At 38.6% G+C, this 24,058-nt stretch carries 11 protein-coding genes; 7 read left to right on the forward strand and 4 right to left on the reverse strand.

Features of this window, described 5'->3' with window-relative positions:
- Positions 1 to 16 precede the first annotated feature (16 nt).
- The 5 genes from mukF (at position 17) to A6E06_RS05395 (ending at position 7,627) form a co-directional block, all read left to right on the forward strand.
- Complete coding sequence (mukF, locus tag A6E06_RS05375) at positions 17 to 1,354, forward strand: chromosome partition protein MukF (protein ID WP_065593204.1); 1,338 nt, start codon at positions 17 to 19, stop codon at positions 1,352 to 1,354.
- Complete coding sequence (mukE, locus tag A6E06_RS05380) at positions 1,335 to 2,078, forward strand: chromosome partition protein MukE (protein ID WP_065593203.1); 744 nt, start codon at positions 1,335 to 1,337, stop codon at positions 2,076 to 2,078. The genes mukF and mukE overlap by 20 nt, the downstream gene beginning before the upstream one ends.
- Positions 2,075 to 6,547, forward strand: a complete 4,473-nt coding sequence (mukB, locus tag A6E06_RS05385) for a chromosome partition protein MukB (protein ID WP_065593202.1) — start codon at positions 2,075 to 2,077, stop codon at positions 6,545 to 6,547. Before mukE ends, mukB begins: the two co-directional genes overlap by 4 nt.
- A gap of 133 nt (positions 6,548 to 6,680) precedes the next feature.
- Positions 6,681 to 7,013, forward strand: a complete 333-nt coding sequence (locus tag A6E06_RS05390) for a hypothetical protein (RefSeq protein WP_065593201.1) — start codon at positions 6,681 to 6,683, stop codon at positions 7,011 to 7,013.
- Positions 7,010 to 7,627, forward strand: coding sequence for a DNA-J related domain-containing protein (locus tag A6E06_RS05395; protein WP_065593200.1), 618 nt, complete (start codon positions 7,010 to 7,012; stop codon positions 7,625 to 7,627). Before A6E06_RS05390 ends, A6E06_RS05395 begins: the two co-directional genes overlap by 4 nt.
- Here A6E06_RS05395 and A6E06_RS05400 read toward each other — a convergent pair.
- The 4 genes from A6E06_RS05400 to A6E06_RS05415 all read right to left on the reverse strand — a co-directional run bounded on the left by A6E06_RS05400 (position 7,616) and on the right by A6E06_RS05415 (position 12,644).
- The gene (locus A6E06_RS05400) at positions 7,616 to 8,971 is read right to left on the reverse strand and encodes a HAMP domain-containing sensor histidine kinase (protein ID WP_065593199.1); all 1,356 of its coding nucleotides are present in this window, start codon (positions 8,969 to 8,971) and stop codon (positions 7,616 to 7,618) included. The two genes, A6E06_RS05395 and A6E06_RS05400, sit on opposite strands and share 12 nt — an antisense overlap.
- The gene (locus A6E06_RS05405; RefSeq protein ID WP_065593198.1) at positions 8,949 to 9,629 is read right to left on the reverse strand and encodes a response regulator transcription factor; all 681 of its coding nucleotides are present in this window, start codon (positions 9,627 to 9,629) and stop codon (positions 8,949 to 8,951) included. Before A6E06_RS05405 ends, A6E06_RS05400 begins: the two co-directional genes overlap by 23 nt.
- Before the next feature lie 212 nt (positions 9,630 to 9,841).
- Positions 9,842 to 11,305, reverse strand: coding sequence for an N-acetylglucosamine-specific PTS transporter subunit IIBC (gene nagE / locus A6E06_RS05410; protein ID WP_065593197.1), 1,464 nt, complete (start codon positions 11,303 to 11,305; stop codon positions 9,842 to 9,844).
- Positions 11,306 to 11,462: 157 nt separating this feature from the next.
- Positions 11,463 to 12,644 carry an NnrS family protein gene (locus A6E06_RS05415; RefSeq protein ID WP_083190280.1) on the reverse strand — a complete coding sequence of 394 codons (1,182 nt, stop codon included), beginning with the start codon at positions 12,642 to 12,644 and terminating at the stop codon, positions 11,463 to 11,465.
- Positions 12,645 to 12,867: 223 nt separating this feature from the next.
- Here A6E06_RS05415 and A6E06_RS05420 point away from each other — a divergent pair, with 223 nt between their 5' ends.
- Positions 12,868 to 13,722 carry an alpha/beta fold hydrolase gene (locus A6E06_RS05420; protein ID WP_065593196.1) on the forward strand — a complete coding sequence of 285 codons (855 nt, stop codon included), beginning with the start codon at positions 12,868 to 12,870 and terminating at the stop codon, positions 13,720 to 13,722.
- Positions 13,723 to 13,956: 234 nt separating this feature from the next.
- Positions 13,957 to 24,045, forward strand: coding sequence for a DUF11 domain-containing protein (locus tag A6E06_RS05425; protein ID WP_065593195.1), 10,089 nt, complete (start codon positions 13,957 to 13,959; stop codon positions 24,043 to 24,045).
- The last annotated feature ends 13 nt before the right edge of the window (positions 24,046 to 24,058 follow it).

Raw genomic sequence — 24,058 nt, forward strand, 5'->3', positions numbered from 1 at the left:
ACACAAAGGATACACAATGAGTGAGTTTTCTAATGCTGTTACAGACCAAACGGTTGATGAACTGGTTGGCTGGGTAAAGCAGCACGATTTCTCATTGAACTTGCCGACCGAGCGTTTGGCATTTTTGTTGGCCATTGCTGTTCTCAGTAATGAAAGATTTGATGATGAGCTAGGTGAAGGTGAACTTCACGATGCGTTTGGTATCATCAGTGGTTTATTTGGTCAATCCAATGACACCATTGCTTTTCGTGCGAACAATGCAATCAATGAATTAGTAAAACAACGTTTAATTAGCCGTTTTAGTGGTGAAAGCACCGATGGAATGAACATCTATCGTCTTACACCATTAGCTATTGGCATTACGGATTACTACGTGCGCCACCGTCAATTCTCTAAATTGAAGCTTTCTATTCAGTTGGCGATGGTAGCAGAAGAAATCCAAAAGGCATCGCAAGCGGCTGAAAAAGGTGGTGAAGCGAAACACTGGCGTAAAAACGTATTTGGCGTTCTGAAATATTCTGTTGGAGAGATCTTTGATCGTATCGATCTAAACCAACGAGTTATGGATGAACAACAACAATCAGTCAAAGAAGAAATTGCAGAGCTGCTAAACCAAAACTGGCGTGAAGCAATTTCTAGCTGTGAAAAGCTGCTTGATGAAACCTCTGGCAACCTGCGTGAATTACAAGATTCATTGCAAGCGGCGGGCGATCAACTTCAAACTGAATTACTTAATATTCAAGAAATTGTTTATGGTAATGAAGAGTTAGAGTTCATTGATGCCTTGTTATACGCATTGCAAATGAAACTTGACCGCATTGTAAGTTGGGGACAACAAGCGATTGATTTATGGATTGGCTACGACAGACACGTACATAAATTTATTCGTACCGCGATTGATATGGATAAAAACCGTGCGTTCAGTCAGCGTTTACGTGATTCAGTTAAAGGCTATTTTGATGCGCCTTGGCTACTAACGTATGCCGATACAGAACGATTACGAGATATGCGTGATGAAGCTCTTATGCTACGTGATGACGAAGTCACCGGTATTGTTCCAGATGAAATGGAATATGAAGAATTAAGTGTAATCACAGATATCTTAGCAGAACAAGTGAGTAAAATGCTTCAACGTCATAAAGCGACGGGTGAAGCGATTGAATTAGGTACAATGCTTAAAAATTACCTAACGACTTATCCTCATTCCCAGCACTTTGATCTTGCCCGTATCGTGGTAGATCAAGCCGTGCGTCTCGGTTATTCAGAAGCCGATTTCCAAGCCGTTCAACCTGATTGGCAGTCTATTAACGAATTCGGTGCGAAGGTACAAGCAAATGTCATTGACAAATATTGAAGAATTTATGCCTGAGAAATTAGCAAAAGCAATTGCTAATCCATTATTCCCAGCATTAGACAGTTTATTGCGTTCTGGCCGCCATATTGCCAGCGAAGATTTAGATAATCATGCATTGTTACGTGAATTTGAACATGAGTTAGGTATGTTCTACCAACGCTATCATGCTGAATTAGTTAAAGCGCCAGAAGGGTTCTTCTACTTACGTCCGCGCTCTACCTCTTTCATTGCACGCAGTGTATTGGCCGAGATAGACATGTTGGTTGGTAAAGTATTGTGTTTCTTATACCTAAGCCCTGAGCGTTTGGCGCATGAAGGTATCTTTACTAATCAAGAGTTATTTGATGAGTTACTTGTATTAGCTGATGAACAAAAGCTAATGAAATTAGTGACTAATCGAGCATCTGGCTCAGATTTAGATAAAGAAAAACTGTTTGATAAAGTTCGTACTTCACTGCGCCGTTTAAAGCGCTTAGGTATGATCATTCAAGTTGGCGAACAAGGTAAATTCCGTATCAGTGAAGCGGTATTCCGTTTTGGTGCTGATGTTCGCTCTAATGATGATATGAAAGAAGCGCAACTACGCTTGATCCGCGATGGTGAAGCGGTTGTTATTCATAATGAAGAATCGAGCCAATCAAGTTTTGACCTTGATGATGACGTAAAGTTAGACGATATGCCAGCTGAAGAGCAGCATGAATTAGAATTGGAAGGTGATGCATGAGTATGATTGAACGTGGTAAATATCAATCACTCACCATGGTTAACTGGAACGGCTTTTTTGCGCGTACCTTTGATATTGATAATCTAGTAACGACACTTTCTGGTGGTAACGGTGCCGGTAAATCGACCACAATGGCCGCGTTTATCACAACACTAATTCCAGACCAATCGCTACTGCATTTCCGTAATACAACCGAAGCGGGCAGCTCGCAAGCGTCTCGTGATAAAGGGTTACACGGTAAATTAAAGCCGGGTGCCTGTTATGCGGCATTAGACGTTGTAAATTCACGTAATCAACGCGTTCTTTTTGCGGTTAAATTACAGCAGGTTGCTGGCCGTGATAAGAAAGTAGACATTAAACCGTTCATTATTGTTGGTCTTCCAAGTCATGTGAAACCAACCGAGTTAATGATCGAGGCTGTCTCTGATAATCAAGCGCGCGTACGTCAAATTCATGAAGTAAAAGACCTTGTTGCAGAATACGAAGGTGTTCAGTTCAAAGCGTTTAATTCGGTGACTGATTATCACGCACAAATGTTTGATTACGGCGTTCTGCCTAAGAAGCTTCGTAATACCAGTGATCGTTCTAAGTTCTATCGTTTACTTGAAGCGTCTTTATACGGCGGTATCTCAAGTGCAATCACGCGTTCTCTACGTGATTATCTACTGCCTCAGAATGGCGGTGTGAAAAAAGCGTTCCAAGATATGGAAGCGGCATTGCGTGAAAATCGCATGACGCTAGAAGCGATCAAAACAACACAGACTGATCGTGACTTATTTAAGCATTTAATCACCGAATCAACCAACTATGTTGCTTCAGATTATATGCGTCATGCAAATGATCGCCGTAAGAAAGTAGAGCAGACATTAACGCATCGTGTTGAGTTAATGAATGCACAAAGCAGCTTAGTGGGTCTATCTTCTGTATTAAATAACATGCAAGGTGAATTAGAGCTACTGACTGATTCAGAATCTGGTCTTGAGCAAGATTATCAAGCTGCATCTGATCATCTTCAATTAGTGCAAACAGCCGTTCGCCAACAAGAGAAGATTGAACGCTACTCTGAAGATCTAGAAGAGCTAACAGAGCGTCTAGAAGAACAAGTTATGGTAGTGGAAGAAGCCGCTGAACAACTTGCGATGTCAGAAGAGCAAGCACAATTAACTGAAGAAGAAGTTGATAGCCTTAAAACACAGCTTGCTGATTACCAACAAGCGTTGGATATGCAGCAAACGCGTGCGCTTCAATACCAACAAGCGGTTAAAGCACTTGAAAAAGCACAACAACTAACAGCGAATAATGATTTAACGCAAAACAATGCAGTAGATCTTCAATCAGAGTTAAAAGCAAAAGAAGAGTGTCAAACAACCGCACTTCTTGCGATTAAACATAAGTTGGACCTTTCTTCTGCAGCCGTTCAACAATTTGAACGTGGCTTAGCATTAGTTACCTCAATTGCAGGTCATGTTGAGCGCAGCGAAGCGTCAGATAAAGCCAAAGCGTTAATTGAACAAGCTCGCCAGTTCAGCAATATTGCAGAGCGTGCAGAGCAGCTTAAAGCACAGTACAAAGATTTAGAGCGTGCCGTTCGTTTGCAACGTCAAGCTCAAGAATTAGCGGCTGAATACGCAAAACGCTTTAACATCACGGTTGATTCTGAAATCGTTCTTGAAGAAGAACAAGCTCGTCATGAAGAGATGCTTGAGACGGTTCAAGAACAACAAGAAAACATTATAGATAAACGCTCAGAGCTGAAACGCCAAGAACAGCAACTTCGTTCTGAAACACAGCGTTTAGAATCGATTGCACCCAAGTGGATTGCGGCGAACGATGCATTAAACAAACTTAATGACCAATGTGGTGTTGAGTTAGAAGATAGCCACATGGTTATCAGCCAAATGCAAGAAACGCTAGAAAATGAGCGCGTGCTTTCAACCAATAAAGATCGTCTTTCTGCTCGTAAAGAAGAGTTAGATGGTGAAATTGAACGCTTAGCTGCCCCTGGTGGTAGTGGTGATGCTCGTCTTAAAGGTCTTGCTGATACATTAGGTGGCGTACTGCTTTCTGAAATTTATGACGATATCACACTAAGTGATGCGCCGTATTTCAGCTCGCTTTACGGTCCTGCTCGTCATGCTATCGTTGTCTCTGATTTATCGGGCATTAAAGAAAAACTGGTTGATCTTGATGATTGTCCAGATGACCTTTACATCATTGAAGGTGATATTGATGCGTTTGATGACAGTGTATTTGATGCTGATGAAATGGAGAATGCCGTTTGTGTTCATCTAAATGATCGCCAGATGCGTTACTCTCGTTTCCCTGAACTGCCATTGTTTGGTCGCGCGGCTCGTGAACAACGTTTAGACACATTACGTGAAGAGCGTGAAATCGCCGTTGAAGAACACGCAAAAGCAGCGTTTGATTCACAAAAACTTCAACGTCTATACCAAAGCTTTAATGGTTTTGTATCAACGCACCTAGTAGTCGCGTTTGATGCGGATCCAGAAGTTGAATTGAAAAAAGCACGTGAGCAATTATCACAAGCAAGCCGTCAATTAAACGAACTCGTTGCGGCAGAGCAACAACATAAATCTCAAATGATTGCTTCAAAAGAAGCATTGTCTCAGCTTTCTAAGATCGCACCACACATCAATGTGCTTGAAGATGAAACCATCTCTGAGCGCTTTGAAGAGATCAATCTTCAAGTTGAACAAGTATCAGAAGCCGAAAGTTTCCTACGTCAAAATGGCAAATCGATTGCTGAGTTAGAAAGCTTGCAACGTGCTCTAGAAGTGGATCCTGAGCAGTTTGATGCATTAAAAGCAGAGCATGAGCAAATTGATGCCCAGCTACAAAGCATTAAGGCTCAACTGTTTGCTATTTCTGATTTAGTAGAGCGTCGTCATCACTTCGGTTATGAGGATGCAGTGGCATTGCTTAATAAGAGCAGTGAACTAAACGAACAACTTAAAGCGAAATTAGTACAAGCAGAACAAGCGCGTACTAAAGCAAAAGAGAAGCAAAAACAATCTCAAGCACAAGCAAACCAATACAACCAAGTAATGGCGTCGCTTAAGAGTTCACATCAAGCGAAGCAAGAAACGGTTCAAGAGTTTAAACGTGAATTACAAGAGTTTGGTGTTCATGCGGATCACAGTGCACTAGAGCGTGCTGAAGTTCGTAAAGGCGAATTAAACGAGCGTCTACACAGTTCTCGCGGCCGTAAGAGTGAGCTAGAAAAAGGCATCACATCAAACGAGCTTGAGATTAAAGGTTTAGTTAAGCAATCTCGTAAAGTTGAAAAACTGTACAAAGAGCTACGTACTTTTGTGGTTAACGCAAAAGCAGGTTGGTGTTCAGTGCTACGTTTAGCTCGTGAAAATGATGTTGAACGTCGTCTACATAAACGTGAATTAGCCTACTTAAGTGCAGAAGAATTGCGTTCAATGTCGGATAAATCATTGGGAGCACTTCGTTTAGCGGTTGCAGATAATGAAGATCTACGTGATTCATTACGAGCATCGGAAGACACAAGTAAGCCAGAGCGTAAGGTACTATTCTACATTGCGGTTTATCAGCATCTTCGTGAGCGTATTCGCCAAGATATCATTCATACGGATGATCCAGTTGAAGCAATTGAAGAGATGGAAACAGAGCTTGGTCGTCTGACTGAAGAACTAACCTCTCGTGAAAATCGCTTAGCATTAAGCTCTGAAAGTGTTGCGAGTATTATTCGTAAAACGATTCAGCGTGAGCAAAACCGCATTCGCATGCTAAACCAAGGCTTATCTCAAATTGGTTTTGGTCAAGTTAAGGGGGTTCGTCTAAACGTAGGTATCCGTGAAACACACGCGATGTTACTTGCTGGTCTGTCTGAGCATCAAGCCCAGCATCAAGACTTGTTTGGTAACCCTCGCTTTACGTTCTCAGAAGCAATTGCGAAACTGTTCCAACGTATCAACCCACACATCGATGTTGGTCAACGTTCACCGCAAACATTGGGTGAAGAGTTACTGGATTACCGTAACTACTTAGAACTAAACATTGAAGTAAATCGCGGTACTGATGGTTGGTTACAAGCAGAGTCGGGTGCATTATCAACAGGTGAAGCGATTGGTACAGGTCAAGCGATCTTACTGATGGTTATCCAAAGTTGGGAAGATGAATCTCGTCGTCTTCGCAGTAAAGATATAGTGCCTTGTCGTTTATTGTTCTTGGATGAAGCAGCACGTCTAGATGGCAAATCTATCGCGACGTTATTTGAATTGTGTGACCGTCTGGATATGCAATTATTAATCGCGGCACCAGAAAACATTAGCCCAGAAAAAGGAACTACGTATAAACTGGTTCGTAAGATCTTCAAAGATCGTGAGCACGTTCATGTGGTGGGTTTGAAAGGCTTCGGGCAAGAAACAGCAGCAAGCCGAACTCAACAAACACTAGAAGAAGCAGAGATTGCTGAATAGTGAATTAAGTTTGTAAATAAAATGGCAGTCAGAAATGGCTGCCATTTTTTATGATTATACTTAAGTCACTATGAGTACTAGAATGTATAGTTATAACGGTTAGTTATTTAAATAAAATAGAGGATTATTATCAATGTGGCGAACAATTATTGTATTTTTAGCGTATTGGATAATGGCTGCTCATTTTTTACGAGAAGGGAATGTGATGGTCGTTTCTGTGCTTGTTGCATTGCCTTTTACTCTGTTTTTTAATAAAGAATTTGTATTTAGAATGCTACAAGCAGGCCTTATTATTGGGGTCTTTTCGGTGTGGCTTCCTACTATTTACCACATAACTGAATACCGTTTAGCAACAGAACAACCGTGGATAAGAATGTCGATTATCATGAGTTCAGTGATCCTATTTAATTTATTTTGCGCTTGGAATCTTAATTCGTTAATTAAACGATTAGAGCAAAAAAAGTGACGGATAATCGTTTAGAAAAAACGGATGGACAGTTTGAAAACCCGTTAGTGTGGCCTCTGTTTGAAGTATTACAAGAAACAGACCAAGAATGGAAAGTTCATACACTATCTTCTCATTTGATCGAAAAAGGCTTATTAACACAGCTTGATGAAAGCCCAGATAAAGATCTGTTTAAGCGTAATTTTTTAATCATGAATGCACTTTATCAGTTGCAAACAGAGTTGTATCCAGAGCAATGGTTGCAAGTCGAAGCCATGAACATACAGTTATTTTCTGTGGCGAAAACAGCTGGTTCAACACAGGTTATTGATACCACACATCCACTGCGAGAATATTATGTAGAGTGGACAAATTACCAAGTAGAAGAAGATGAAGTTAAGCGTTTATTGAACGATTTTTGGAGTAACTACCGTCGTTATTTAGGAGGCTCTAGTGCTATCTCTTCAATGGATCGCATTCAGGCATTAAAGTTGTTTGGTTTGTCAGAAAGCGCGACTGCAAAAGAGATCCGTAAACAATGGCGTAAATTGGCTATGCAGCATCACCCAGATAGAGAGTCGGGTAATGCTGATAAGTTTAGAACAATGTGTGAAGCATGGAATTTACTGCGTTAAATACTTGTTGTTTACCGTTTCCTCAAATAATAACCGTGCCCGTAAACCGGGATAGTTATCACTTAAACTGATTTTACCGTTGTGTATTTTCATGACGGTTTTTACCAGAGCAAGGCCTAATCCAAAGCCATGTTCTGTTCGGCTAGGATCTAAACGTACCAATTGATCTAATGCCCGCTCTCTATCTTCAGGCTTGATCCCAATGCCATTATCCGCAACTACAACACCAAAGCAATCGACAATGACTTCGATTACTCCTCCTTCATGAGTGTATTTAATCGCATTATCGATAATATTAAATACCGCACGAAAAAGCAGGCTTGGATTGGCGTACAGTGGGCAGGGCATCTCTATGGTTAAATATAATTTCTGTTGTTTATCTAAAGCAGTAGGCTCTGCAAATTCGATAGCATCTTGGACTATTTTACTCAGCTCACAATGTTGCTTATTAACAGGGGTTCCGCCATCTTCTAAATGGTATAACTCCATCATGCCATTAAAGGTATCAAGCAAAAGAGAGAAATCAGATTGTATGTTTTCTAATTTATCCTGATGATGATCGGTGACTGTATTATCATATAAAAGGTCTTCAATGCGTAACTTAATGCGTCCCATCGGGGTTCTTAAGTCGTGAGCAATATCTACGGTTAATGATTTAAGTTTTGCTTCACTTTGTTCCATTTGCTCAAGCATATTGTTTAAGTGAAGTGCCAATAAATCAAACTCATTCATATCAGGCCCCACTTTTAAACGTACATTTCGCTCACCAAGCATGACTCGGTTCATGGTTTGATTCACGAGGTTTAAACGTTTAAGAATATATACAGCGATTAGAATTGCGATCAAACATAATGCAATAAAAGGGAAAAACGTCCCCCAGATCACGGATGAATCTAACTGGTTTTTAAAATGTAAGTATCGTTCTTGGTCAATACCTATGGTTAATTCGGAACCGTCAGGAAGCTCAATTTTTGTCGCTCTCATTTCAGGAAGGTTATTTTGAGCTTGATATTGCTTTATTTGGGCAATGACAGGATATGTGGTGGCCGAAGTGCCTGTTGGGGTGGGATAAGCATGATTAACCAGTTGGTAAATGTATCTGCTATTATCCGTGTTATTGATATTTTGTTGAAGTGCTTCTATTCCGTCTGTTTTAGCGATGGTTTGAAGTTGCGATGTTTCTGCTTGTAGCCATTCATCTAGATTTTTATTATATAAATTAACAGAGGTTGAATACAGTTGGTACAGTAATAATGCCATCATTGAAAACAAGCCGATAGCGAACCAGATCAGTAATTTTAGAATAGAGGAACGATAAAGTTCATCGCGTTTGTCTAATAACATAACCCGCCCCACGTACTGTTTCGATGAAATCGATAGCCCCGCCTTGTTCTAATTTTTTGCGTAACTTTGCGATATGAACATCAATGACATTGGTTTTTGGATCAAAATGATAATCCCATGCGGCTTCAAATAAGCGCATACGAGAAACGACCTCATCAACATGTTCTACAAGAAAACGCAGTAAAATGAATTCTTTGTTCTGTAATACGATAGGGGCGTTATTTATCGTTACTTTCTGAGAGCGTAAATTGATGGTTAGATTATTTATATTTATCTCGTTTAATGTGTTTTCGATAGGACGGTTACGGCGCAAGATAATATTAATACGAGCTAATAATTCCGCTAAAGCAAAAGGTTTCGTTAAATAATCATCGCTACCCGCAGTTAGTCCTTGAACACGTTGTTCTACACTATCAAGGGCACTTAAGATTAATACCGGTGTTTGGTTATCTGTCGCTCTAATGGCAGATAAAATCTTTAAACCATCAAGGTTAGGCAGCATGCGATCTAATACAATTAACTGATATTCACAGCTAATTGCCATCATTAAGCCTTCTTTACCATCACCGGAACTATCGACAATAAAGCCTTCTTGCTCTAATGCTTTCGCAATAAAATCACGGGTGGTTTGATCGTCTTCTATAACCAATATTTTCATAAATGCATCTCAAATTTTGATTGGTGTAGTGTAACAAGAAAAGGGGTGGGATTAGATAACTAGTTTTGGAAATAGTGAAAATAGGAATACATCATAAAGAGTCTTAAAGGGGGAAGAATTAAGACTCTTGAGTTGTACTCCATAACATCTGGTACGAATATTATGGTGCTTATACCAATTTAACTAAATGTGGTTCGTATTTAATTATATTGCTATTCGACTTTTAAAATCACTTTCATTTCAGCAGCAACTTTATCTACTTTTCCTAAACCGATGATAACTTGTAAGCCACCTTTACCCATTGGAACAACACCTGCTGCACCAATTGATTTCAGTTTATCTTTATCAGCAAGACCAGAGTCTTTTACTGTTAAACGTAGGCGAGTAATACAGTTATCTACTTCTAGAATATTGTCTGCCCCACCAATGGCTTCAATGTAGGCATTGGTTACATCTGTAATGTTCTCTTCTACAGAGTCATCTTTATTCATGTCTTCACCACGACCTGGAGTTAGGAAGTTAAACTTCTTAATCGCGAATCTAAAGATTGTGTAGTAAAGAACAAAGAATACAAGGCCTTGTGGGATCAGCATGTACCATTTAACCGCTAATGGGTTTTGGCTTGAAAGTACAAAATCGACTAAACCTGCAGAGAAACCAAAACCAGCCATCCATTCCATGCTTGCAGCGATGAATAGAGATAGACCCGTTAAGATTGCATGGATCAGGTATAACCACGGAGCAAGGAACATGAAGCTGAATTCCAGTGGTTCTGTGATACCAGTAAAGAATGACGCCATTGCAGCAGCAAGCATGATAGAGAATACCGCGGCTTTATTACGTTTTTCAGCACAGTGGTACATAGCAAGTGCAGCACCAGGAAGACCAAACATCATGATAGGGAAGAAGCCAGCTTGGTACATACCTGTTTGACCAGGAATACCAGTACCGTTAGCAATAGACTGTGCGCCACCTAAGAAGTTTGGAATATCGTTAATACCAACAACATCAAACCAGAAGACAGGATAAAGTGCATGGTGCATACCAACACTTAGCATTAAACGGTTAAAGAAACCGAACAGACCAGCACCTACTGCACCCATCGATTGAAGTTGAGTACCGAAAGAGATTAGGGCATCAAAAATAGCAGGCCATACGTATAAAAGAATGAATGATAATGCCATACCAGCGATTGATGTCAGGATAGGAACAAGACGCTTGCCACTAAAGAAAGCAAGTGCTTTTGGTAGTTCAACCGTCGAGTATTTGTTGTAAATCTCAGCCGAAATAATACCAACAACAATACCAATAAACTGGTTATTGATTTTAGCGAAAGCGGCAGGAACTTGATCCAAAGGAATGTTTTCAAGCTGAGCCACAACCGCAGGAGAAAGAAGGGTAGTAACAACGGTAAATGAGATGAAACCTGCTAGTGCCGCCGAACCGTTTTTGTCTTTACTTAAACCAAACGCCACACCAATGGCAAATAGCATCGGCATCACATCAATGATAGCTCCGCCTGATTTAATTAAAAACGCAGCGAATACACTGTTGGCACCCCAACCAGTTGGATCCATCCAGTAACCAACACCCATTAATATCGCGGCAGCAGGAAGCGTAGCGACAGGAACCATCAGCGCTTTACCTACTTTTTGCATGTAACCTAATACATTCATATTGTATTCCTCAAAGTAAAAATAGTAATTATTTTTAAACTAAGAGAAGAATACAGAGGGAAAGATTAAGGAAAGGTTGTGTCAACATTAACTATTGTTAATGTTGACAGTAATATTAAGAATGTGTGAGTTGGATCTTGTTTATTCGTGCCGTAAATTAACCTGGATGACCATCAACACGTTTTTTGCATAGCATAGGGCCAAAATGCCAGACAAATAGACCAAATGCGAATGCCCAAAGTACAGCGGCAAGATTAATCATATCTATCATATATTCAGGGAACAAGATCACGCCGCCAGAGCGAACTACTGCAGCAAGGATAATAGCCGAGAAAGCTGGCCACATAACCGGTCCTTTATAGATCTCTCTACCAGTATGACCCATAGTGACACGAGCAATCATCGCTAAAATAACGCCGCCTAATGCACCAATAGCAAACAAATGAATCGCGGTGTGTGAAATGAAAAAATCATTGGTAAGTCCACGAATTAATAAGCTAAGAGGAATGCATAAATACCCCGCATGAAGTGACCAAACTAACGGCTCACTGAGTGTTTTATGGCCTTTCCAGCTAGCCATACGAATTAATTGTGCAGTGCCGGCAATCACCATTAAATATGGGCTAATTTCAACTGAAGTAAGAGGGAAAAAGCTAAGAATAAACAGCATAGCAAGTGGGATATTACACAGTGCTTCCAACCATATGACAGGTTGTGCTTTTTCAAACTGAAAACGACGAGCAGTAAAAAATGGGATAACTCGAGCCCCCATTACTGAGATTAATAGCGTAAACCACCAAAGCATGGATTCCCAAACAGCGGCAGAGGTAAATGGCGGCATGCCTTTAATCGTAGCGTAACTGGCGAAATTCGCGGCAATTGCGACTAAAAATAGAGGAATGAAGAAGAAGTTATGAACGCCTTTCGTCTTAATGACTCGGAATCCAACTTCATACGCGATAGCGAGCATGAATAAAGCTTCAATACTTGAAATGATCCAAAGTGGTGTTGCTGTCCAAAAAAGAACTCTTGGTAATACCCATAACAACACAATAAAACCGAGTCGTTTATCGGAGGTTCCTTTTACACCAGTCCAGTTTTGAACTGCGCTCAACACGAACCCTGCAACGATTGCCATTGAAAAGCCAAAGAGCATTTCGTGCACATGCCACCATAATGCAGGAACGGTTAGTTGACTAGGCTGGCCTGTTTGAAATGCCCATACCCACACAGTAATAGCAATAATTGCATAGATGCTGCCTAATAAAAAGAAAGGGCGAAAACCCAATCGTAGTACTGGAGGGATTTTTTCTTCAACAGCTTTATCAGTAATGTTCATGATGAATGATTCCAAAAATAGGGGTACAGAAGAAGTATAACGTAAAGAATAATTAATAACATGTATTTTTTATGCATGTTTAATTTCTGGTGGTTTTAGAACGTTTATAAATCCATATTTAACACGTCATTTGTGATCTAATTGTTAAAAAATAGAATGATTACTCGACAATTTAAAGGGTTGCGATAAGATAAATTAATAAAAAATAAATGGAAAATCAAAAATGAGTCAGAAAATTTATTTTGGAACAGAGAAAAAATTCAGCTTTAAACGCAGTGCATTGAATACTTTCACACGATTGCACTATATTTTAATTCCAAATCATGCAAAAAAAATGGGCCGTAAATTACTGCTGACTCCAGTAAGAACAAAACCAAAAAATGATGAACCAACAGGGCTAATAAAGAGTAAGCTGAAATCCTCAGAAGGAGAGCTTACTCTTTATCAATTAGGTAAAGGACCGGTATGGGTACTGGCGCATGGTTGGTCAGGCAATTCAAGTCAGTATTATCCACTGATGGAACACATTGCTTCTAACGGCTTTACGGCTGTTGCTTTTGATCACTCAGCTCATGGCCAAAGTGAAGGAAAGCATGCGCATTTGCCCGCTTTTATTGAAGGATTAAATGCGGTATTAGATGAGCAAGATGAAGTGGCGGGGGTCATATCCCATAGCATGGGAACGGCTGCGGTTTTAGAGTGTTGCCATATTAAATTAGAGCAAGCGCCATTACTTCTAATCGCACCCGTATTGAACTATACCGAAAATTTATTTCGCAGTATTGAGCGTTCAGGGTACTCAATTAAATTATTTCAAGCGATTGTGGGAGATATAGAAGAAAAGTATCAACGAAATATCGATAGTTTTAATCCATATCAACGACTACAACAAAGAACAACTCAAACGATAATTGTTCATGATAAAAAAGACAGATTCAGTAGTTTTGATCTTTCTAAGTCCGCATCTGAAAATATCAAGCATGTGACGTTATACCCAACAGAAAATCAAGGTCACGGACGAGTGATGGCAAGCAAAGAAGCAATGAAAGCTTTTGATGAGTTATGTGTCGGTAGATAGAATATTTTAAATATACCTAATAGAAAGAAACTAAAAACATAAGTATTTACCAATATTGAGACGTTATATTTATACACTACAACTACCATTGTGTAGGAAATGACCTATGGTTATTGTAGGTTATTTCTGAATGTCTGGCGTAAATAGGGTTTATAAGTACATAAATTATATTTTAATTTTAATTTATGCATTAATACCCCGTTCTGTGTTTTAAATAGTTTAGGTTTACTGATAATGACGCGATTTTCATATTTAAATAGTTATAGATTTAATACATTTTTAATAATGATATTTAGTTCTTTTATTACTTTAAATACACTTGCAGCAGATCTATCTGTTACGGTAACTACGGATTCGGCAGTTTATGAAAATAATACATCGGTTACTTATGACGTCATCGTAACAAATACAAGTTCTAGTACGATTGATGACATATCAATTATAGCTGATTTTATGTCCGTTACTTCCGGAACAGAAAATGCATTTCAATCGACATCAATATCAGGAACAGCAACATTCTTATCTAATCAAGGTAACTACGCTTCTTCAGGCGACTTAAATGCTACTGGAGCAAGCCTAAGAAGTGGCGGGACGTTAACTTATACCATTGATGCGTTAACTGCTCAGACTATAACTGAAAATATATCACTTATGGCTACCGTTGAATTTAAGCCATCATTAATATCGCCAACAGAAACTATTGATTCTACTCCAGTTGTTGTTGTTCCTGTACCATATGATTACGATTTGGATTTATCTGTAAATAAAGCAAATTATATCATTAACCAATCTTTAGATTACACATTAAAAGTAAGTAATACTGGCGATTATAAAGTTCAAAATCTCTCTATTGATCAATTGTTTGATTCTCTTCCTGATGGTGTATCGATCGATGGTTCATCGAGCTCTAATTTTTCCAGTGTCGTAATTAGCGCAACAACTAATGGTGTCGAATCTAATGCTGGTGTTTTTACAACGTCAGGTGATTTATCGGTAACTGATGCCATCATCGATGTGGGTGGAAGCATTATTTACACAATAAAAACGGTAGTTTCAGATAGCCTTATAAGTGACATTGTCACCTCAGCTAATGCAATGACTAAAGATGGGAATGTAGATAGTAATGAATTAATTACGCCTCCAGCTATCGGGGAGTTAGATATCACATTACATGAATTTGAAAGCACTAATAGCTATCTCGTAAATGATGAGATGCAGATTAATCTCACTGTTAAAAATACAGGTACAGGTATCGCTAGTGATTATGAAGTTCAACATAATATTAATGATCTTATTTCTGATTTAGGGAATAATTTAGATCAAAATCAATACGATAGCTCAGATGTGATCTCTAATCCTTATATTACTTGGACCAGTAAAGTCACGTCGATAGGAAGTAAATCAATATCTGCTTTGAATACAAGTGGAGAAGTGATTGATCAAATTTTTGATGACATTGTGTCAGTATACCCAGAAGAAGAAATTAGCTATGTAATTACGGCTAAAGTAACTCCCGCTACTATTGGTGAAATTGAAAATGTAACGGCAAGCGTATTTAAAGCTGATGGTTCATTGGCAGATCCAATTAATACTATTTCAGGAGTGGTAGATCCTGAGTATGTTTTAAATTTAAGTGATCCTGAAATAACAGTATCAAAAACAACAACCCAGAGTGAATATGTTCCGGGAGGAGAAGTTGTCTATGATATTACTGTTAATAATACATCGGATAAATATTTTGCGAATAATCTAACTATTGTTGATAAGTTATCTTGTATTCAAAGCGAGCAGGCTGGAGGAGAAGGACAAGGGAGTGCTTTTAGTTCGTGGAAATTAGATGTTGTTAATGGGTCAGATATAGAAGGTACGGATGCAGGAAGCTTTAATTACGGTGCAACTCAAACTGGAGATTTAACCATATCACCGGATATAGCTCCCGGTGAGCAAGTGAATTATAAACTAACAACGACTGTCAGTGATTCTAGTATAGGATTGATTCTTGATAACGGTCTTTTATGTAGTGATGATGTTTCAGAATCAGGGACTGGTGTTCAGATGCCTGATGATAGTCTTAGTGTAACAAAAGATGTGGATACTCACTATTATTCTTCAGGGCAGCTATTAACTTATACCATTAAAGTAACGAATAATGGAGACGGTTTTGCTGATCAAATACCGGTAGTTGATGATCTTGCGTCAGTTATGGTTATGGATATTTATGGAAATAGTGTTCCTGCTTATTCTTCTTGGCTGATTACGGCGAGCGCAGAAAAAATTGATGGGACTGTTGCCAGTTCTACAGATACAGGGATTACAGGCGCTATAACCTCCCCAACCATTTTAGATGTGAAAGCAACCATTGAACCCGAAACAATCGTAACCTATAAAATAATAGCAAGAACAATACCAACGGCGAATAGTGAAATTAATAATCTCGTTACTGTTGATGAAAGTATAATTGCAGACAGAGCTTCTGTGCCTAAAGATTTTGCAGTTTCAATCGAAAAACGAGTGAAGGTTGATAATGCAATTTCGTTTAGTAGTGAGCAAACCTATTATTCAAAACCAGAAGAGACAGTAACTTATCAACTTGTTGTTGGTAATGATAAATCTAATGGTTATGCAACTAATGTCAATGTGACTGATGAAATATCAGCTATTGAAGCAGATATGTTAGAACCCGATAACACGCCTATGCCTGTATTTATGAATTGGACGATAACTCATGAAGTTAATGTAATTGATGCGTCAGATCTGTCTGCTCAAGAGCAGGAAGATTTACTCGCTGCCACTGATGTTGGTGTTACGGAGGATAATAAAGACTTAGATACCGTAGCTCAAATTCCTCCTAATGTTGAAGTTATCTATACTATCGTCGCGAATATTGATCGCTCAGATGAAAATAAAATTGTCTGGGGTAGCTTTAATAATATAGCGACAGTAACAACACCAGATAACGGTGAATCTGACTCTGATAATGCATGGGTTAGATATAAAGATCCAGATGTGTTTGTTACTAAAACAACGAGTAACGATAATTTTGTCATTGGTGAAGAGGTCGTTTTTGATATTTATGTATTTAATAAAGGCGAAGGTTTTGCAAATGATGTTGATGTTTTTGATGATATCAATGGACTGGGGGTATTTGAAGCTGGTTGGGTAATCGAATCGTCTACGGATAGCCACTCAAGTTCAGGAAGTTACGCAGATGATAAATCAACCTGGCCAGATGGTGGGAACATTCAATCAAAAGTTGATATTGACCCAAAAGAGTCTGCTGGCGGTTACGATGGTATGGGTTATGTGGCATATAAAGTCACTGGTATCGTTAAAGATGATTACTCTCTTTCAGAAATATCTAACACTGTTGAAACTTTCGATCCTGCAACAAATACTGAAAGTTCTTCGACGGCTGAATTGGGAGAAGATGCTTTACTCAGCCGATTTAATGTTTCTATAGTAAAAACATCAGATAAAGTAAAAGTGATACCAGGAGAGGATATCACTTACAGTATTACGTTATATAACAACAGCTCAACAACGACGGCGAATAATTTAACTGTTATTGATTTAATGGCAGATATAGAAGGGGTATTAGCGAATGATAAAGATGGTTATTTTGAGGATGATAATGATCAATCTCCATTTGAATATTGGTCAATTAAATTAGATGGTGAAACCGAGTTTGGTGATCAAAACAACGATAACTTTGTTTATCCTGAAGTTGGGTCGTCAACGACGCTTAATTTAAACCCTTTAGAAGCAAAAGTATTTCAAATAAAAGCCAGAGTAAAAGATAACTTTGTTGGATCAAATAATACTTCTGGTGTACTTACTAATTTGTTGTCGAATGATGCTTATGTTTATCGTGATTATGGTGAAGTTACGGAAGAATCACATGTATCACACCATGACAATGAGCGTGTTGGGCAAGGCTCAGCGACAGAGCGTGAGCTTTATGTTAATGGGAATGTAGAACAATACTACACCCCTGGTGATACCTTAACGTATACGATTAAAGTTTCTTCTACTACTGGCTACTTAAACGACCATGAAATATTTGAAGATATTAAAGGGTTAAGTGTTCAATTAATGGATGGGACATATGGCAATCCATTTTCTGAACTTTTTAGTGTAAAGGTTGAAAAAGAAGATAGTGACGGTGCTTTAGGAACAACGGATGGTACGATGGATGGTATCGTACAAGATAATGAAAATATAGATACAACCATTGATGTTGCTGGGGGTGACTATGTTTTATATACGGTTGAAGGGATTGTTAGAGACGATGCCATTGGTAATATTGAGATTGGAGATGCTACATTAAGACCGAATGAATATCATTTAACTTTTTCTAAAGAAACAGATGAGGTTAATTATGAACCAGGCGAGACTTTAACTTATCATTTGGTGATCACTAATGATGGAAATGGGAACGCGTATGATATTCCTGTTTTGGACGAAATATCAAAAGTAGAAGTCGAATTAATTGACGGAACAACAGGCCCTGCGTTTGAACCTGGTTGGACAATAACAACCGAAGTCATTGGTGGTGCCGCAGGAAGCAATGCTCAAATAGGTACGGTTGAAGATGGTGAAGATATTGATACTAACGCATCGATACCAATGGATGCAACCATCGAATATATTGTTACTGCAACTGTCAGCCCTTACGCCGTCGGGGAAATCAACAATATACTTAGCGTCAATGGTGATCAAGTCAGTGCACTCTCAAAACCTAATACTCAGAAGTTTGAGTATGAAAAAACGATCCTTGCTTATTATGATACTGATGGAACAACGGTATTACCAAGTGGATTAGATGGTTATAAGCCTAATGGGTTTATCGAGTATCAAATTGAAATTCGTAATAATAATAATGTGCATTTAAATGACATCTCTATTGTTGATGAAATCAGCGAGATTGAAACTGAGTGTTATGATTTAACCAGTGGAACAACGGTTAGTTGTACCGCTTTTGATGCTTGGTCTATTAGTGCTGAATCAGATGCAAGTTCGCTCTCTAACCCTGGTACTGTTGAAAATAATAAAGACATAGATACAGAGTTTGACTTAGCATCAACAAGTTCAACATTACTTCAGCCATTTGTGCGTTACACCATTAAAGCACACATTAGAAAAGAGGCGGTGGGCAGTTTTTTTAATAAAGCTGATATCGATAATGAATACAAAGTAACATCAGATCGCTCAGTTATGTTACCGGTTAATCTAACAACAACCCACTTAGGTTATACCGACACTTCTTTATCGACGAGAAAAACGACGTATAACCATACAGTAGATGGTGAACAAGCAGTCTATCACTTACGTTTGGAAAATACTGGTAATGGTCTTGAGTACGGTAATGCATTAGTTGAAAAATTTTCTGATTTACAAGTTAAATTAGCTCAAACGTTAACAAGCCAGCCTGATAGTCAATATGGTGCAGTATATGAACCTGCCGGTTGGAAAGTTACCGCGACAACTTCAGATGAACCAATGACATCCATTGGTGATTTTGTTGGAGGAGACAATGTTGATATTGATTTGCCATTTGTTTCTATTGCACCTGGAGGGTGGATCGATTTTGTTATGGAGTCTCAAATCCGTGAGGAGACTCTAGATGATTTTAGAGTGGTTCCGACTTATGGTTCTAGCGATTTAGCAGCGGTTCGTTTTAATGTTGACCCATCAAATTTAGAAGTATCTAAAGAGATTATCTCTATTGATGGTAACCCTTATAGCGATGGTGACACTTATAAACCTGGGGATGTCGTAGAATATCAATTTACAGTGAATAACAATCAACCAGTATGGAATGACAATACGGTAATACAAGATCTAATTTCTAATATCACCGTTGAAGTAATAGGTGGAGATATAGAGCCTGCATTCATTAATACAAATATTAGTCACGTTATCACAAGGGGCCTAGATTTAAACGTAGATACTAAGACTCTAAATTATGATCCTAGCAGTGATTTAGATATTCAAGAAGCAGATGGTCTTGATATAGGTCCGATGGAAACAATTACATTTACAATAACGGGTGAGATTCGTACAGATGCGGTTGGCATTATTGACGGGAATACAGCCATTGGTGGAACCGACAGTGTCACCACCAGTACTATTCCACCGACAGACCCTATATTGGTCTTTGAAAAAGTCGTGACTAATACAACCGCAGACGGTAACTCTTGCTCATTCCCTTCTAATACAGGAACAGGATGCGAGTATAACCCTAATGGTCAGGTGACTTATCAGATCACGGTAACCAATGAAGGGGAAGGTATTGCTAACGATGTATTGATCCAAGATCTTATTAGTACGATTAATACCTCGGATGGTGTAACTGCATTTTCTTCAAATAGTGTTAACTTAATTGAAAACCCAAGGCCTGCTCGTTTTTCGATTAGCGGTAATTATAATGGTACTGGTGATTTAAATGCGACCTTTGATCTTATGCCAACGGATACCGTAGTGTTTGAGATTAGTGCGTTAGTTGCTGGGCCAGCCACTGGTTCAATAACAAATACAGCCACGATCAATAGTGATACGACTAATGCCATTATATTAAATGCAGGTACAGCAAAAATTCTAGCGACAAAACAATCAGATATCAGTACGTATACACCAGGGCAAGTCATTAATTATACAATAGGAATTCTTAATAATTCAGATACAAACTCTGAAGTTGCCATTATCGATGATATTTCGAGTTTCCTAGTCGAGACCGCAGACGGTTCAATGCAGCCGGCATTAGATTCTTGGTCTATTGATTCTCGTATAGTTTCTGATGGAGATCATGATTCTGCGCCTAGTTACACAGATATTAGTACATTATCCACTTCTGGAGATATTAACTCAACGATCAAAATGGCGGGTGAAAATGCCGATTCAACAAGAACTTTAGTTGAGATTATCGTTACAGGGGTTATTCGCGAAGATGCTATTGGTGAATTCACGAATGTTGTTGAAATTGATGGTAATAACTATCGTGTTAACGTGGGTTACGTTGTTCCTGAAAAAGGAGAGCTAGCAGTGACTAAAACGACAACTAACATACCGGCAACCTATATACCAGGAGAGTCTATAGGGTTTGATGTGGCGGTTGAGAATATTGGTTCAGGTTACTTAACTGACGTCAATATCACTGATTTAGTTAATAATATTAAAACTGACTTTGCAGCACAAGCACTATCAGGCCAAGCTTTTGAACAGTGGGATATAACTGATGTCGTTGTAACCGGTACTGATCCGTCATTGACTCAGCCAGTTGCTGGTACTGAAATTACAGGTTCAAATGGTTATGCCATTGATTACAATATTGCCCCAATGCAAACGGTTAACTTACATTTAGAAGGTAAGGTTAATGACAAAGCAATGGGTGACATTACTAATGAAGTTGTTGTCACAGACAGTGATGGAAATATAAAAACAGCACAAGCCACGTATACACCAGAGGAGGCCGCATTAGTCGTAACAAAAGTCGTAGATAAACCAATATATGAGGCTGGCGATACACTGACTTATACGATTGAAATAACAAACACGACGGCAGCTTGGGCAAAAGACGTAAAAGTAACCGACTTCTTATCGACCATAGAAAGTACAACTATTGATGGTTCAGTCGTCACTGCATTTGTTCCTAATTCAATTGATATTATAGGGACGTCTTCAACGGGAAATTCAGTTATACCGGTCATTAGTAATAATGATATTAATGGCACAATTGAAATTGCGCCTAATGATACCGTGACTATTATTGCGAGCGGTCAACTCTTGGATAATCTTCATGGTGAAGTTAAAAACATTGTTACCGTTGAGTTAGATAGTGTTATACATACAGCAGAAGCGATAAGTGTTCCTATAATACCTACGGTTACTTTAACAAAAGAAGCGCCTGTTGAGTTTTATACCCCTGGTGAAGTTTCTGATTATGTTCTTACGGTAACAAATGAAACTAATGGCTTTGCAGACGATATAAAACTGCAAGATATTATTTCAGGTCTTACTGTTGAAACTATCGACGGAGCAACAGAATCCGCTTTTAATTTTTGGATTCTTGATGTTGAAGTATTAGATTCTGATACGGTAATTACAAGGTCACGTTCAACTTTTAACGAAGATATTGATGTAAATATAGATCTCGCTCCACTAGATACTGTGACATTTACTATTAGTGGAAACGTTAATAAAAATGCAATTGGTGTCATTAAAAATACGGCAACGATGGAGTTTGATGGTGTATCTATTGATAAAGAAGCAGAGCTTAAACCTGAAGATCAAAAAGTAACCTTCAATAAAACACTTAAGGATGGCTCAAAAGAGGGGTCATACATAGCAGGGGAAGAATCAGAATTTTATATTACATTAGTAAATGATGCTGCAAGCTTCGCACAAAATATTCAAATTACTGATTTAATAACCGATCTACAAGTCGACACCGTTTTTGGTACCACAGAACAAGCCTTTAGTTCATGGAGTATTGATTATCATATTTACGATGATAAATACGATACGACAACGATTAACTCACTTCCTATCGGGGATGATATCGATGTTGTTGTCGACTTAGCACCTAGTGCAACGATTGAATTTGTTGTTAAAGGGGTGGTAAATCCCAAAGCATTAGGGGAAATCAGCAATACAGCTACAATGAATGATGGTATATCAAGCATTGATTCTACGGCCGTATTGCAACCAGAAAGTGTTGTTCTTGTTGTAAAGAAAATTGCAGATAAAAGCGAATACACAAACGATGATGATGAAATCACTTACACGCTGGCGGTGACTAATAGAGGCTCATCGGATGTATCGGGTGTTCAATTAGTTGATGAAATTTCGACGCTTCAAGGAGCGAATGGAAACCCTTTATTTACTGAATGGACAACCACGATTAAAGAAGTTCCTGGTTTATCAGTAGTGACGACCGAAAATTCGATTGATCTTAATTCGACTCAAACCTTAAAAGCGTATGAAGGTAACGGATTTATTATTACCGTTGTAGGAAAAATAGGTAAAGGGCTTGATGATAATATTACGAATACGTTTATCGCAACAGCACCTGGTGGAGAAACCGCTCAAGATAGCGTGACAGTTCATGTGAAAAAATTTGCAGATAATGAAGGTCAATTAGAGGTAACAAAACAAGCACTTAAAGACTCCATTCAGGTAGGAGATGTCGTTGAGTATGAAGTGGTTATCGAAAATAATAATGAAGCTGAATTTAAAAGTGTCAAGTTAGAAGACCGATATCCATCAGGTTTCCAATATGTTGAGAATTCGACAGAAGTTACAAACAGTGGTCCTGATGGTGTTTTTGATACGGCAGATGACGTGTTTAGTAATCAAGAGCCAGCAGTAACTCAAGTTTTATCATTTTCTATCGGCGATATGCTTGCGTATGGATCGAGTGGTTCAACCGTGCAAGAAAATGTCAGGGTCCGTTATCTATTACGAGCCACAGTAGGTACTACATTTGGTCAATACGTCAATACCGCTTATGCAATGACCCCTGCGGAAGGAATGACAACAGGACCGTTAGAGATCAAATCGAACATGAGTAGTGCGACTGTTGAAATTACACCCGATAAGTTATTCGATACGGCATCGATTATTGGCAAAGTTTTTGAAGATAATAATGGGGATGGATATCAAGCTGATGCAACCGCTTTTGATATTAAATTAACCGCTAATATCGATCATAGTCATTACGTCACGGGTTCTACGACGATAGAAATTGAAGGTGAAAAAGAAAGCCTAAAAGAAAAAGGCATTGTTCCTATTAATCAAAGTATTGTCATTGATCATCTATTTGGCTTATCGAGAAACAGAACGCTACCTGAAGGAAATATAGCGGTTGTCCAATTTGCGACAAAAAATAAAGACAAATTCGATTTTACCGTAACAACGACTGACGGTTCTCATATCTCATTCAGTAAAAGTGGTGTGATAAGCATAGATCATACTGGAAACAAAAAAGATGGGCTTTCCGCAGAAAATTTAAAAATAACTCGTAATCTATACAAGGATAATAACCAGTATTTATGGGAAATTGTCATTGAAAATATGGGGATCTATGAGGATGGTATTCCAGGCGTAAGATTGATTACGGTTGAAGGTATCGTTATTGAAACTGATGAATATGGGCGTTACCACGTACCCGATCAATGGGTTCTTAATAATAAGGGAAAACAATTCTTAGTTAAAGTTGACACGGATTCATTACCGACAGGAATGAAAGTAATTAGTGAAAACCCGAAAGTATTAAGAATTTCCCCGAATCAATTAACGAAATTTAATTTTAGTATTCAAAAATAAATAACTCAAAACT

The organism is Aliivibrio sp. 1S175 (assembly GCF_001690985.1).
In the GTDB taxonomy this organism is placed as follows: domain Bacteria; phylum Pseudomonadota; class Gammaproteobacteria; order Enterobacterales; family Vibrionaceae; genus Aliivibrio.